The following is a 12,777-nucleotide window of genomic DNA, read 5'->3' as shown; positions in this document are numbered from 1 at the left end:
CGATGCGGTTCAAAAGCAAAAAACGGATGATCGAAGCGAAGCCATCTTCATCTGACCTTCATGCTTAGGCGATGGCGTCTATGGTAAGATGCGTTTATGATTTAGACTAAGTCTAATTATAATAATGGAGGGATTCCGAATGACTGCAACCCGACAAGCCGAAAAGCTGAGCGCCGTCCTGAACCGGCAAGTCGCCAACTGGACCGTGCTGTACACGAAGCTCCATCATTTCCATTGGTACGTGAAAGGCAGCGAATTTTTTACCCTGCATGCGAAATTCGAGGAATTGTATACCGAAGCGGCGGAGCGCTTGGACGCGATCGCCGAGCGCCTCCTCGCGATTGGCGGCAGCCCGGTCTCTACGTTGAAGGAAAGCCTCTCGCTCGCAACGGTCGACGAGGCTGCAGGCGGCGAATCCGCCGCGCAGATGATCGGCGCGATCATCGCCGATTATGCCAAACTCGTAGAAGAGCTTGGCGCCGGCATCGAATCGGCGCAAGCGGCCGGCGACGAAGCGACGGCCGACCTGTTCATCGGCCAGACGGCCGACCTGCAGAAGACGATCTGGATGCTGAACGCGTTTCTGGGCAAATAAACGCGCAAAACGGCCGCTCCTCGAGAAAAGCGGCCGTTTTTTGCATGGAATGCGGCTTGGTGCCGATGCTGAAGCATCGCGCATACCGGTTATCGCTTGTTGTCTTAGAGAAGGTCCGCGACCAACTTCGCGTAAGCCTGCGAGCCGGTTTTCCCCAGATGGACGCCGTCCTTCCCGAAGTATTCGTCGTGTCCGCCGCTGGCGCCGTACCAATCGCCGATCGAGACGTTCGGATAATCGGGTGCGATATCGTCCAGCATGCCGTTGACCGTATCCTGCCACTTGCGGGGGACGCGCGTATTCATCAAGATCACTTCGTCCGCGCCGGCAAGCGCGTCGAGCAGCTTCGTCAGCTGTTTCTTCGTAAACGAGCCGTTCGTGCCCAGCTCTACGACGACGCGGCTGCCGAGCTGCCCGTTGCGCTTGAGCGCATCGATCTCGTCCGGCGCCTCCCGCATCTGCCGGCCGACCTCGCCGTCGACGACGATGCCCGGCAGCCGCGCTTCGAGATACGGCTTCACGTTCAGCATGACCGAGTCGCCGATGACGGTAATGCCTTCTCCGCTGCGCGGCGCCTCCGAACCAACGCTTCCCGCTCCGGCCCCAGCGCCTTGCTGCGGCGCCGGAGATGCGGACGGCTTCGGCGAAGGCGACTGCGCGGGCTTAGCCGGCGGATTGACGTCTGCCGAAGGCTTAGGCGTAGGCTCGGACGTTGGGGTCGCCACAGCACCGGACGTCGGACCGGAAGCCGGCTTGGACGTCGGCTTCGGTGTCGGCTTCGACGTGCCGACATGATCTTTGACGGGCACTACAGCCGCGCCTCCGTCTCCTCCGCCGGCTGTCGGACCGCCCGAGGCATCGCCAGCGTCCAGGCCCGGGCCTGCGATGACGCCGGTCCCGTCCGAAGCGACAGCCTTAGCGCCCTCACTCAGCGGCTGGGCGCCGCCCGTGCAGGATACGCACAGCAAGATGAGCGCCGCGACGGACAAGCACGCCGCCGGACGGCTCGGAGCGGACCGGCGGCCGGATCGCATGCCGCTCGCGAGACTTGCCGTTGCGGCGAGCAAGCCGTCCCTGACGGCGGCCAGGCCGCGGCGTCGAACCGGGTTTTCCACGTAGCGGTAGGACAGCGCGGCAAGCGCGACGCTGACGGCGAGCTGAAGCGCAATGCGAAGCGGCTCCGGACCGTCCGTATTTACTTGCTTTTCGCTCAAGGCAATGACCGGATAATGCCACAAATAGATGCCATAGGACCGCTTGCCGATCCAGCGCATCGGCCCGCAGCCCAGCCAATCGCCAAGCCGGCTATCCGGATGTGCGAGCGCGGCGACGAGCGCCGCCGCGAGGAGCGAGAGCGCGACCAAACCGCCCCGGTACAGAAAAGAATCGTATTCGCTCGTGTCGCGCATCATCAGCAAGATGCCCGTAAGCGCGGCGATGCCGGCACCGTCTAGACCGAGCCGGTAGCGCCTCGGCAAACCCGCGGACAGTCTGCCGCTCGGCCAGACAAGCGCAAGCGCCGCGCCGATCAGCAGCCCGAACGCCCGCGTGTCGGTGCCGTAGTAAATTCGGCTCGGATCGGCTCCGGGCACGTATAGCGCGGCCATCAGGACGGCCGACGCGGCGGCTGCCGCTGCGACGGCCAGAGCCGTCTTGCCCCGGCGTCCGAGCAGGGCCGCCGCCGCCGGCAGGAGCAGCGGCCACAGCAGGTAGAACTGCTCTTCGACCGCGAGCGACCATAGATGTCCGAACGGCGAAGGCGGCCCGAAGCTCTCGAAGTAAGACACGTGATGAAAGATTAAGTACCAGTTGCTTGTATAAGTGACGGCCGACCACACGTCGCCTGCCAGCGACGGCAGCCGATCACGGTCGAATAACAGTAAATAAAGCGATACGGCGGCCATGACAAGCAGCATGGCGGGCAGCAATCTGCGCGCGCGGCGCAGCCAGAACCTTTTCAGGTTCAGACAGCCCTCCCGGTGAAGCTCGGAGACGATCTGATCCGTAATGAGGTAACCGGACAGCACAAAAAACACGCCGACGCCCAATAGGCCTCCCGAGGCCCAGTCGAAGTCCAGATGATAGGCGATGACCGCGATGACCGCGATCGCCCTCAGACCGTCCAGACCCGGCATGTAGCGGGATGTTGCGGATTTAGTTGTATGCATGCTTAGCGGACTCCTTTGGCAGCTCTTGACACTTGCTCGGATCATCTGATTGGTTCTTCGTTAAAACATCATTCGTCGTTCGATAGCCCCGTTGGCTGGGATGGTGCCTTTGCCGGTTCGAATATCCGGGCGATGCCTGATCATGCGGCGTTCTAGCGGTCACTTGCGTGTCAAGGACTAGCGCTGCGTTCGGTCTAACATCCGACTATGCGACTGCTCCGGCATCCCTCCTCTTGTCCTGTGAATCGGACAAATTTCCAATGATTTTGACATTCAATCATTAGACGGCGAACCACTGTCCAATGTTCAAGAAAAAAAGATATTTTTAATGATTTTTGTATACCGAAAAGAGACTGACCCTAATGGGACGAAACCGCGATAGGCACATGGGGAACAGCCGAGTTTTAGCCAATCTGGAACGGGCCGCCCGCAAACCGCGATCGAGCTGTGGGATCGGGGCGGAAGGATACGCGCCTGGCTCCGTTGAATGTTAGAAAGACGATTAGAAGGAGGTATGGCCATGGAGATTGAACGCCGCATTAGCGAAATGGGCTTGTATCTGCCTGAGCCGGCCAAGGTGCCGGCGGACGTCATATTGGATTTTGCGTGGGCGCGCGCGCACGGGGATCGGGTTTACGTGTCCGGACACGGTCCGCAGGCGGCCGATGGCAGCGTCATCGGTCCGTTCGGCCGCGTGGGGGCAGAAGTGACGGCGGAGCAGGCGGCAGAGGCTGCCCGGCTCGCGACGCTCGCGGCGCTGGGCAGCGTCAGACGAGCCATCGGAGATTTGGATCGCATTACCGCTTGGTTGCGGGTCGACGGCTACGTATTGGCAGCGCCGGACTTTAACCGAACGACGAACGTCGTGAACGGATGTTCCGCGCTCCTTCATCGTCTATTCGGCCGCGAGATCGCCCAGCATGCCCGCACGGCGATGGGCGTCGCCGCCACGCCGCTGAGCTGCCCGGTCGTCATTGCAGCGGAGCTTGCGTTCAAGGCGTAGCTGCGTTTAAAGCAGTTGAGCCTTCGAGGCCCTTCCAACCGAGACGATACATGATTTTGTCTTTAACACTGGACAAGAAAGTGTATCGTCACAGAACAAAAAGCCGAACAGCTTCGCGCGCCAGCATAAGAAAAGCCGCCTGCGGCCTTTGTTTTCGCAATGGCGCGCAGCGTACGGACTAGGAGCCCTTATTTTTGTTCCTATCGGGCTTTTCGGCCCACTTGGGGACCCAGTAGCCTCTATTGCGGGATTAGAAACCTTTTTTTTAGCCTTGATCTGGGCGAATAACGATTCTCCAGTCCGAAATGATCGCAATTGCACCGTTTTTTACGAAATAGCGTCATCTGAGTCCAATATCTTCGCTCGGCTTGCCTTCGGTTACTCCCGCAATTCTCATTTGCCTCTCACGCTTACCTTGCCGCATAACGTCATCGTAAGGCTAGCAAGTACTTTCTAACCTATACAAAAAATCCGCGTTAGACGCGGACTTTATATAATATTATGTTCATGTGCCCCGACTTCATAGAAGAGCGCGATCTCAGTCCGATGCCCGGCTGCGCAGGCCGAAGCGCTGTCGGTAGCCGCATTTTCTGCACAGCTCCTCGACGACTTCGCGTCGGGAAAATCCGTCGTACATGCGCTGCGCCCGCTCGCCCTCGATAATGTCGGCGAACGGCCGCTCGTGAATGTTGCCCAGGTTAATGACGCCCTCGCCGTCCAGGCAGCACGGAATGACCGTCCCGTCTGATAGCACGCCGGCCTGATTGCGCAGCCCGTGGCAAAAGCCTCTGCCTTCGTCCTCCGGCTCGGCGAGGTCCGGCCATTTAAATTCATGGTCCTGGTTCAGATAGATGCGGTCGGCCAGCTTCAGGCCTTTCCCCCGTTCCCAGGTCTCCTCGATCGGACGCGCGAGACCGAACTCCCGTTCGAGGAGCGCGAGAATGTCGCGGTTGCGGCTTCTCGACGCGTTTTCCGCATTGTCCATCTCGAGGTTCCACAATCGCAGCGAGATCGTGACGCCGCCGGTCCGTACCGCTTCCTTCGCGAACGCGACAATACCGAGCACGTAATTCTCCTTGTTCGGCTCCTCCATATGCGGACCCTCGCTATGCAGCGAGAAATTGATTTGTCTCAGCGCAGGCTTGCCGAGCAGCTTGGGACCCGCCTTGTGCAGCAGCGTGCCGTTGGTCGTCAGGTTCACCTTGAAGCCTTTCTCGTGGCTCAAATCCATCAGCTGATCCAGTTTCGGATGAAGCATCGGCTCGCCCTTCACGTGCAGATAGATATGGTCCGTATACGGCTTGACCTGATCGAGCGTATGCGCGAAGTCTTCGATCCGTATGAATTTTGATTTTCGTTCGGTCGGCGGACAGAAAGAGCATGCCAGGTTGCACACGCTCGTGATTTCGATATAAAACTTTTTGAATCTTTTCAAACGAATGTCGCTCCTTTTGCGGTTCCGGTCGTCAGACGCCCCTTGCCCTTCTGCGCTCCCGCAGCAGCTGCGCCGCGAATATGCCCGTCAGCGCCGCGCAAAACAATAAATAGGAGCCGATCAACAAACCGATGTCGGTCTCCGGGAATAAAATCGACGAGCTGACGATGCCGAACAGCCATATGTGGGACATGACGCCGACGAACGACGAGACCATGTACGACCGATGCGAGATTTTGGACAACGAAGCCATGAACGAGATGACGTTGTTCGGCATGATCGGCAGCGTGCGCAGGAAGATGATCGACCATACGCCGTATTTCATGAAGTAACCCTGCCACTTTTCATAGCGGCCGGCCTTCGCCTTCATCTTGCGGTCGAACCAGTCCGCGAACAAATACTTGCAAGCGTAATAGACGACCAGCGAAGCGATGATGCCGACGAGCCAGCTCGTGATTAGTCCGTTGACCAGGCCCAGCGCGGAGATCTGCAGAAAAATCAGCGTGGAAAAAGGAAAAATGCCGAAAAATCCTTGTACGATCGCCAGAGGCACGGTGAGCAACAGCACATAGAAACCCTGGAGGTTGGTCGTCTCCAGCAGCCAGTCTATGGCGTTATTAAACAAATCGCTCAAGCTCCGGTCCCCCCTTTTGATTTCTTTCTTGCGTTCCCTTGACCGCTTCCGGTATCAGACTCTGATTGTACCTTACCATGTCGGCGGGCATACAAGCAAAAGGATTATACGCGGGACAGGACCGAACGATGCATCCAAACTATATCGTACCCGCCGGGCGGCCGGTTTCACTAAAATTTTCCTTAATTCTTCGTTTTTGCGTTTGCGATCCGGCGGAGCGGTGTACATTCAACAAGGCACCGTTTGATTCGATATGAATAGACGAACGAACTAAGGGAGAGAGAGAAACGATGAAAAGCAAGGCAAAGCAAACGATTTCCTACCTCAAATGGACGGCACCGGTCGGTCTGGCGCTGATGCTAGCCGCGTGCGGAAGCAACGGGGAAAACAATGAACCGGCCGCGACGGACAGCCCGGCCGCGACGGCGACCGCGAGCTTGCCGGCAAGTCCGAGCGCGAGCCCAAGTGCGAGCCCAAGTGCGAGTTCGGAAGCCGGCAACGCCTCCGAGGCAGCCGCTCATCCCGACGGAGAGCTAAAATCGGGCTTTCAGTTGTACGAAGACGCCGAGGACGGCTACAGCATTCAGTATCCGAAAGATTGGACCGTGCAGACCGACATTCAGGGCGTGAGCGCCGCGTTCCTGTCGCCGGCCGACAGCGATACGGATCCCTTCAAAGAAAACGTGACGCTGGTCGTCCAACAACTGGGCGGCGCCGCTACGGGCTCGCTAGAACAGTACGCGGACGAGACGCAAAAGGCGCTTGAAAAAATGATTACGGACTTCAAGCTGGTCAGCTCCGAAAAGTCCGAAGAAGATCACGCCTTTTTCCTCGAATATACCGGCACGCAAGGCCAATATGACCTGCATTGGCAGCAAGCGGCGATCATCGAAGGCGAAAAGGCGTATATCGTCACCTATACGGCGGAGCCGGGCAACGTGGAAAAATATCAGGATACGGTCGGCGAAATGATCGACACGCTTTCCTACGAATAAACGCGTAAACGCATGATTAAGGGACCGAAAGCCGCTTGCGAAGCGGCTTCGGTCCCTTTTTCGTCCGTCCTCTTTTACTTGAACGATTTCCAATCGAGACGGCTGTTGTCCAGCAAATGCCCGAAGTCGCCGGCAAGCCGCTTTTCCTCTGCCTGCTTGGCGGCCTCCTCGGCCGCCCGCTTTTCCTCCGCCCGCTTCCGGTCTTCTTCCTTGATCGAATCCGCGCGCGCCTTCAGCTTCTCCAGCGTTTCCGCGCTGAGCAGCTCCTTCAGCGTCGATCCCGTCGCCGCCGGTTCTTCTTTCCTGGCTGCCGGCCGACGCGGCGCGCCCGCTTTTTTCTTCGCCATCGCGATCACCTCTAATTCGATTATAGCGCGGTTGTGGAAACTTCGTCCTGCAGGTATAATGGTCAAACAAATGTTCGCATGCCTGTCCATGACATCGGCAATCCAGTAAGACGGAGGTTCTTTCATGAAAGGTTCCACCCATCTCGTCATCGGTCTCGTCGTCGGCGCCGCCGCGGCCTGCTATTATGCGCCCGGTCCCGTCCAGTCCTCCGCTTACATAGCGGCGGCGGCCTTTTCCGCGCTCGCGCCCGATCTGGACGGGACGAACATGCTGAGCGCCAAGCTCGGCGGCCTCTCCAGAGCGATCCATCGCGGCGCGCTCGGCGGCGGCGTGGCGGCCGCCGCGGCAGCGCTCTACTTGTACGCGACCGGCCAAGCCGTACCTGCGGTGCTCGGCTGGATCGGCATCCCGCTCATGCTGGTGCTCATGTCGGTCTCCTCGGGCACGATCCGCAACGGCCTCGTCTCTCTTATCGGCATCGGTCTGGCCGTCGCCGGCGCCAGAAGCGGCGAGACGTGGCTGATCGGACTCGGCGCCTATACCGCATGGGCGCCCTGGCTCAAGCACCGGGGCATGACCCATACCGTGTGGGCGCTGGCGGTCTGGTACTGGCTCGGCCGGGAGCTCGAAGCCGAGCGGGACATTCCGGGCATCGCCGTCGTCGCGGCGGCCGGCTACGCGTCTCATTTGATCGCGGATACGCTGACCTCGCTCGGCGTCAAGTGGCTGTATCCGCTCTACCGCAAGTCGATCAAGCTGCCCTTCTTTTAATGCTGAATGAATGCGCGGTACTTATGCCGCTCGTTTATCTTTTTGGAAGCAAGCGGACGTACCGGTCCGACAGTCCCATCAGCTTCATGATGTAGTCGTAGTCGCCGCGGTACGGCGACAGGTCTTTGACCTGCTCCATCGTGTCCAGCGATACCGCCGTACCGTCGTCGAAGCCTGTCCCGGGCACGTACAGCACCTCGTCGTTAAAAAACGAGCCGGTCGGCAAATAATAGCGGCTGCCGACCACGTTCCGGTCGATATTCAGCAGATCCTGACCGAATGCGACGATGCCCGCGTCGCGGGGCTTTTCCCCGAGTAGGTTGGCGATCGTCGGCATCATGTCAAGCTGGCCGCCGACCTGCTCGACCCGCCGCCCGCCCGGTTGACCGGGCGTATGCACGATAAACGGGATATTCAGGCGGGAGACGCGCGAATCGTACTTGATGCCAAGCTCCCGGCTGACCCACGCCGGATCGTTGTCGTCCGGCTGAAGTCCGTAGTGATCCCCGTAGACGGCTAGCGTCGTAAGATCCCACAATCCTTCCTTTTTTAAGCCCTTCGATCAATTGGCCGATCGCATAATCCGTATAGTTCGCCGCGATCAAATAATCGCCGAGCTGCGTGCCCTCCAGGGATTCCGGCACCTTCAGCCGCTGCCGATCCTTCGGCACCTTAAACGGAAAGTGGCTGGATGCCGTCACGAACTGCGCGTAAAACGGCGTTCCCGCCGCGCTCGTTTTCGCCAGCTCCTCGAGGCCGAAACGATACAGCTCTTCGTCCGAAGCCCCGAATTCGTTGAAGTGATCGTTTATATAGTTAGGCTTGTCGAAGTACCGATCGAAATGGAGCGCGGGATAGAGCCGGTTGCGATCCCAGAACTTGACGTCGTTGACATGGAACGTAAAAGCCTTGTAGCCGTCTTGCTGAAGCAGCCTCGGCAGGCTCGGCAGCGCTCTGTCGCCGTATCCCGTGGACATCGCGATCTTCGCGGTCGGATAGATCGACGTGTTCGCCATGAATTCGGCGTCAGACGTGTTCCCTTGTCCGATCTGCTGGTAGACGCGCGGGAAATAATACGATTCGTCCGCCAGCTTGTTCAGCACCGGCGTCACCTCTCGTCCGTCGACCTCCAGATGAAGCGGGAAGTTCTGAAACGCCTCCAGTTGCAAGACGATCAGATTGCTGCCGGCCGCTTCGCCGAAATGCGCCGGCGCCGCGCCCGCGCTTTTTCGATAGGGAAACGATGCTTGCAGCGCATCGATCTCGCTCACGGTCTGCGCCAGGTCGGCCGCCGACGCTTGGCGCGATTCGCGGTCCGCCTTGATCGCGGCGATGAGCTGGTAGCTCAAGAAGCCTTCGCGGTCGGCAGCCGCCAGCTCGTTGTCGATGCCGAGCCCTTCGCGGACGCCGGCTGCTACGATGCCCGCGCAAACGACGAGCGCGATCGCCGCCAACCATCTGCGATTGGCCACGGATGCGATGCGTGCCGCCGGCCGCCTCCGCAAGATGAACCACGCGCCCATCCAGACCGGCAAATCGGCGAAAAACAAATAATACAGCGGGTTCATCGTCGATTGCACGCTGGCCTGGACTTGCGGGACTTGATGCAGCTCGAGCAGCGCCGTATACGTCGGCATCGATCCGAAGTGGGCGAAGTAGAGCGTCGCCGCGAACAAGATCGTCGAGACGACCGCGTCGACAATCCAGCATGCGACGCCACGGCCTCGCCCCGGAAGGATCAGCGCCAAGAGACTCGCCAACGCGGCTATCGCGGCGGCATCGGCGCCGAGATGACGCCACGCGATCTCGCCGAACGTAAAATAACGGAGCAGACCCATCTTGATCCAGAGCAAGGCGGTCATGACAAGAAAAACAGCGGGAAACCGTAGTGTCCTTCGGATCGCCGCCCTTCCGCTCGGCAGCCCGGCCGAAGCTGAAACGCGGCTCGACTTCGGTCCAAAGCCGCCATCCGCGCGGTTACCGTTCATCGGTGACATATGCGATCAGCAGCGCGGCCGTTCCCAGAATGGCGTCCGCATGCGTGCGCTCCATGCCGTGCGAGGCATGCACGCCGGGACCGATGAGCGCGGCGCGGATATTGCTTCCGCCGCGTAGGGCGGCAGTGGCATCCGAGCCGTAATGCGGATAGATGTCGACCGCATGGGGGATGCCTTCCCGCTTCGCAAGCTCGACTAGACGCGTCGTCATCCCGTAGTCGTACGGCCCGGACGAATCTTTGGCGCAGATCGAGACGTCCCGCTCCGTTGCGGAAAGATCGTCGCCGAGCGCACCCATGTCGACCGCGATTAACTCCTCGATATCGGCGGGAATCCAGGCCGCGCCGTGACCGACCTCTTCGTACGTTGAGAAGACGAGCTTCAGGTTCCTGATCGGCGCTTGACCCGTTCGCTTCAGCCATTCGAGGAGCCCGAACAACGCGGCGACGCTCGCCTTGTCGTCCAGATGACGGGATTTGATCCAGCCGTTCGGATAGATCCGTGTCCGGGGATCCCACGACACGAAGTCGCCCGGCGCGATGCCTAGCGCGAGCGCGTCGTCCTTGGAACGAATGTCCTCGTCGATCCGGATCTCCATATTCTCTTCCTCGCGCTTCCATTCCCGCGCATCCGAATATACGTGAACCGACGGCTTCGTCGACAGCACCGTCCCCTCATATCGGCGACCGTCGCGCGCATGGACGGTGCAGTACTCGCCTTCGACCGTCTGCATCGCATAGCCGCCGATCGGCGTGAACCGCAGCGTGCCGGCAGCCTTGACCGCGCGCACCATCGCGCCGAGCGTGTCGACGTGGGCGGACAAGCCGACGGCCGGCCCCTTATCCCGCCCCGGCACGGTGACGATTACGTTGCCTTTGGGCGTCGTCTCGCAGGCGTAGCCAAGTCTTGCGGCCTCCTCCCTCAGCATCGCGGCGATCTCCATGCAGTAGCCGCTCGGGCTCGGACAGCCGAGCAGGCGAGCCAGCCATGCCAATATGTAATCCCGGTCCAGCGACCGGATCGCCGATTCCTTCATCTGAAAGACCTCCCGTGAAACTCGCTGATATATCGAAACAACTCGCGGCCGTCCGGCGCCGCGAAGCGGTCCGGCTCGAAATAACGGATCATCGCCCGGTAAGGCTCGGGCACCCAAATATATTGATGAACGTATTCCGTGCGCTCGAACCCGCATCTCTCCCAAAAACGGATTCGGGCATCGTTTTCCGGCGTGTCCTCCGCTTCCGCCTCGATTAGAAGACCGTCGAGTCTCTGCGTCATAGCCCAATCCGCGATCAAAGAGACGAATTCCGTGCCCGCGCCGCGCCTCCGATCCGTCTCGCGGACCGCCAAATAATCGATCAGCAGCAGTTTGGGCCCCGCCAAGACGCCGCAGATGGCCATCGCCTTCATGACGCCGTCCTCCATGCCGGTTGCGAGCACGCTAATCCGTTTTTTGAACATGCGTTCCAAGATCGCGTCGGGTTTTCGTCCCTCGGCGGCAAAGGCGTCGCGATAAAGCGCCAGCGCCTGTCGCCAAGTCGAATCGTCGGGCTTGTCCTGCAGCGTCAGCTCCATCCCGGCACCTCCCGCAAGTCCTTTTTTTATTTCATAATATTAGTCCACCGGATTTGAAAAGTCCAACCTGCAGCAAGCCTGCGGCCCCTTTTTCAGCCTAACGAGTTTAGGCGCTGGCATTTTGCCGTTAAATGTGCGATTATAAATCACAGATTAAAGTCGCATGCTAGATCGCACAAATTCGAACGCCGAGGTGAAGGCTTCATGAAATTAAGCATATTGGATCAGTCGCAGATCGCAGAAGGACGCACGGCGTCCGACGCGCTTCGCGAGACGACCGAGCTGGCCAAGTTAGCGGACCGGCTCGGCTATTACCGGTATTGGGTGGCGGAGCATCATGCCTCCCACGCGCTCGCATCCTCCAGCCCCGAAGTATTGATCGCCCACCTGGCCGCGAACACGCGGCACATCAAGGTCGGTTCCGGCGGGGTCATGCTGTCCCACTACAGCGCATACAAGGTTGCTGAAAATTTCAGAGTACTCGAGGCGCTCCATCCGGGCCGCATCGACGTCGGCCTTGGGCGCGCGCCGGGCGGGATGCCGATCTCTACGCGCGCGCTGCAGGAAGGCAAGATCTCTCATATCGACAACTACCCGCAGCAAGTGGCCGACCTGATCGGCTACTTGAACGACGCGCTTCCCGAAAAGCACAGGTTCAAGGGGCTGACGGCCTCTCCCTCCATCCCGACGACGCCGGAGCTATGGCTGCTCGGCTCGAGCTTCGGCAGCGCCGCGATCGCGGCGGAGATCGGGGCCGCCTACGGCTATGCCCAGTTTTTCGGCGTACCCGACAGCGAAGCGTCGGTTCAGCATTATAAAGATCGCTTCAAGCCGTCCGCGCTCAACGACGTTCCGAAGCTGCTCGCGGCCGTTTACGTCATTTGCGCGGATACCGAAGAAGAAGCGCGCCGCCTCGCTTCGAGCACCGAGCTGTTTTTCCTGTCGCTCGAGAACGGGCGACTGCTCGACCGTTTCCCGAGCGTCGAGACCGCGGAGGCTTATCCGTATACGGAGTACGATCGGATGCGGATCGCCTCCGGCGCGCACCGCCGAATCGTCGGTACGCCGGCGTCCATCAAGCGGCAGCTCGAGGACATGTCCGAACGGCTTGGCATCGACGAGCTGATGATCGTCACCGTGACGCATGACTTCGAGGCGCGGCTGCGCTCGTACCGCCTTGTCGCCGAATCATTCGGATTGACTGCTGACGGCGTTTAACCCGAGCGTCCCTGTCCGTCCCGTTTACTGGCTCAGGT

The 12,777-nt window shown here is 59.9% G+C and carries 12 protein-coding genes and 2 pseudogenes; 5 read left to right on the top strand and 9 right to left on the bottom strand.

Features of this window, described 5'->3' with window-relative positions:
• Window positions 1-139 precede the first annotated feature (139 nt).
• On the top strand, window positions 140-595 hold the full coding sequence (locus OMP38_RS24750) for a Dps family protein (protein WP_277567423.1): 456 nt from the start codon (window positions 140-142) through the stop codon (window positions 593-595).
• A 104-nt stretch (window positions 596-699) separates the two neighbouring features.
• On the opposite strand, the gene OMP38_RS24745 is transcribed toward OMP38_RS24750, so the two are convergent.
• Window positions 700-2,763, bottom strand: a complete 2,064-nt coding sequence (locus tag OMP38_RS24745) for an acyltransferase family protein (protein WP_277567422.1) — start codon at window positions 2,761-2,763, stop codon at window positions 700-702.
• 520 nt (window positions 2,764-3,283) lie between these two features.
• Between OMP38_RS24745 and OMP38_RS24740 the strand changes: the two genes are divergently transcribed.
• Window positions 3,284-3,766, top strand: coding sequence for a RidA family protein (locus tag OMP38_RS24740; RefSeq protein WP_277567421.1), 483 nt, complete (start codon window positions 3,284-3,286; stop codon window positions 3,764-3,766).
• 538 nt (window positions 3,767-4,304) lie between these two features.
• Here the strand turns inward: OMP38_RS24740 and OMP38_RS24735 are convergent.
• Window positions 4,305-5,201 (bottom strand): radical SAM/SPASM domain-containing protein, encoded by an 897-nt coding sequence (locus OMP38_RS24735; RefSeq protein ID WP_277567420.1) that lies wholly within the window; start codon window positions 5,199-5,201, stop codon window positions 4,305-4,307.
• Window positions 5,202-5,232: 31 nt separating this feature from the next.
• A complete protein-coding gene (locus OMP38_RS24730) occupies window positions 5,233-5,835 on the bottom strand; it encodes a TVP38/TMEM64 family protein (RefSeq protein WP_277567419.1) in 603 nt (200 codons plus the stop codon).
• A 290-nt stretch (window positions 5,836-6,125) separates the two neighbouring features.
• On the opposite strand from OMP38_RS24730, the gene OMP38_RS24725 reads away from it, so the two are divergent.
• Window positions 6,126-6,830, top strand: coding sequence for a PsbP-related protein (locus tag OMP38_RS24725; protein ID WP_277567418.1), 705 nt, complete (start codon window positions 6,126-6,128; stop codon window positions 6,828-6,830).
• Between the two features lie 74 nt (window positions 6,831-6,904).
• Here the strand turns inward: OMP38_RS24725 and OMP38_RS24720 are convergent, their stop codons facing one another.
• Window positions 6,905-7,177, bottom strand: a complete 273-nt coding sequence (locus OMP38_RS24720) for a DUF3886 domain-containing protein (protein ID WP_277567417.1) — start codon at window positions 7,175-7,177, stop codon at window positions 6,905-6,907.
• Between the two features lie 124 nt (window positions 7,178-7,301).
• Here OMP38_RS24720 and OMP38_RS24715 point away from each other — a divergent pair, with 124 nt between their 5' ends.
• The gene (locus tag OMP38_RS24715; protein WP_277567416.1) at window positions 7,302-7,949 is read left to right on the top strand and encodes a metal-dependent hydrolase; all 648 of its coding nucleotides are present in this window, start codon (window positions 7,302-7,304) and stop codon (window positions 7,947-7,949) included.
• Window positions 7,950-7,983: 34 nt separating this feature from the next.
• Here the strand turns inward: OMP38_RS24715 and OMP38_RS35075 are convergent, their stop codons facing one another.
• The 5 genes and pseudogenes from OMP38_RS35075 to OMP38_RS24700 form a co-directional block, all read right to left on the bottom strand.
• Window positions 7,984-8,289 carry a hypothetical protein gene (locus tag OMP38_RS35075; protein WP_338130659.1) on the bottom strand — a complete coding sequence of 102 codons (306 nt, stop codon included), beginning with the start codon at window positions 8,287-8,289 and terminating at the stop codon, window positions 7,984-7,986.
• Window positions 8,290-8,319: 30 nt separating this feature from the next.
• Window positions 8,320-8,487: pseudogene (locus tag OMP38_RS35070) on the bottom strand (hypothetical protein); the annotation flags it as partial.
• 79 nt (window positions 8,488-8,566) lie between these two features.
• A pseudogene (locus OMP38_RS35065) lies at window positions 8,567-9,472 on the bottom strand (LTA synthase family protein); the annotation flags it as partial.
• Window positions 9,473-9,926: 454 nt separating this feature from the next.
• Window positions 9,927-10,982, bottom strand: a complete 1,056-nt coding sequence (locus OMP38_RS24705; RefSeq protein ID WP_277567415.1) for a M42 family metallopeptidase — start codon at window positions 10,980-10,982, stop codon at window positions 9,927-9,929.
• The gene (locus tag OMP38_RS24700) at window positions 10,979-11,521 is read right to left on the bottom strand and encodes a GNAT family N-acetyltransferase (RefSeq protein ID WP_277567414.1); all 543 of its coding nucleotides are present in this window, start codon (window positions 11,519-11,521) and stop codon (window positions 10,979-10,981) included. Before OMP38_RS24700 ends, OMP38_RS24705 begins: the two co-directional genes overlap by 4 nt.
• A gap of 204 nt (window positions 11,522-11,725) precedes the next feature.
• Between OMP38_RS24700 and OMP38_RS24695 the strand changes: the two genes are divergently transcribed.
• Window positions 11,726-12,739: an LLM class flavin-dependent oxidoreductase gene (locus OMP38_RS24695; protein ID WP_277567413.1), complete on the top strand. Its 1,014-nt coding sequence runs from the start codon at window positions 11,726-11,728 to the stop codon at window positions 12,737-12,739.
• The last annotated feature ends 38 nt before the right edge of the window (window positions 12,740-12,777 follow it).

The sequence above is a fragment of the Cohnella ginsengisoli genome, from assembly GCF_029525555.1.
Classification (GTDB): domain Bacteria; phylum Bacillota; class Bacilli; order Paenibacillales; family Paenibacillaceae; genus Cohnella; species Cohnella ginsengisoli.
This window is presented reverse-complemented; position numbering and strand designations above follow the sequence as displayed.

Excerpts from the sequence above, each read along its gene's own strand:
- OMP38_RS24750 (WP_277567423.1), top strand. The coding sequence starts at position 140 with ATGACTGCAACCCGACAAGCCGAAAAGCTGAGCGCCGTCCTGAACCGG.
- OMP38_RS24745 (WP_277567422.1), bottom strand. The coding sequence starts at position 2,763 with ATGCATACAACTAAATCCGCAACATCCCGCTACATGCCGGGTCTGGAC.
- OMP38_RS24740 (WP_277567421.1), top strand. The coding sequence starts at position 3,284 with ATGGAGATTGAACGCCGCATTAGCGAAATGGGCTTGTATCTGCCTGAG.
- OMP38_RS24725 (WP_277567418.1), top strand. The coding sequence starts at position 6,126 with ATGAAAAGCAAGGCAAAGCAAACGATTTCCTACCTCAAATGGACGGCA.
- OMP38_RS24720 (WP_277567417.1), bottom strand. The coding sequence starts at position 7,177 with ATGGCGAAGAAAAAAGCGGGCGCGCCGCGTCGGCCGGCAGCCAGGAAA.
- OMP38_RS24715 (WP_277567416.1), top strand. The coding sequence starts at position 7,302 with ATGAAAGGTTCCACCCATCTCGTCATCGGTCTCGTCGTCGGCGCCGCC.
- OMP38_RS35075 (WP_338130659.1), bottom strand. The coding sequence starts at position 8,289 with ATGATGCCGACGATCGCCAACCTACTCGGGGAAAAGCCCCGCGACGCG.
- OMP38_RS24705 (WP_277567415.1), bottom strand. The coding sequence starts at position 10,982 with ATGAAGGAATCGGCGATCCGGTCGCTGGACCGGGATTACATATTGGCA.
- OMP38_RS24700 (WP_277567414.1), bottom strand. The coding sequence starts at position 11,521 with ATGGAGCTGACGCTGCAGGACAAGCCCGACGATTCGACTTGGCGACAG.
- OMP38_RS24695 (WP_277567413.1), top strand. The coding sequence starts at position 11,726 with ATGAAATTAAGCATATTGGATCAGTCGCAGATCGCAGAAGGACGCACG.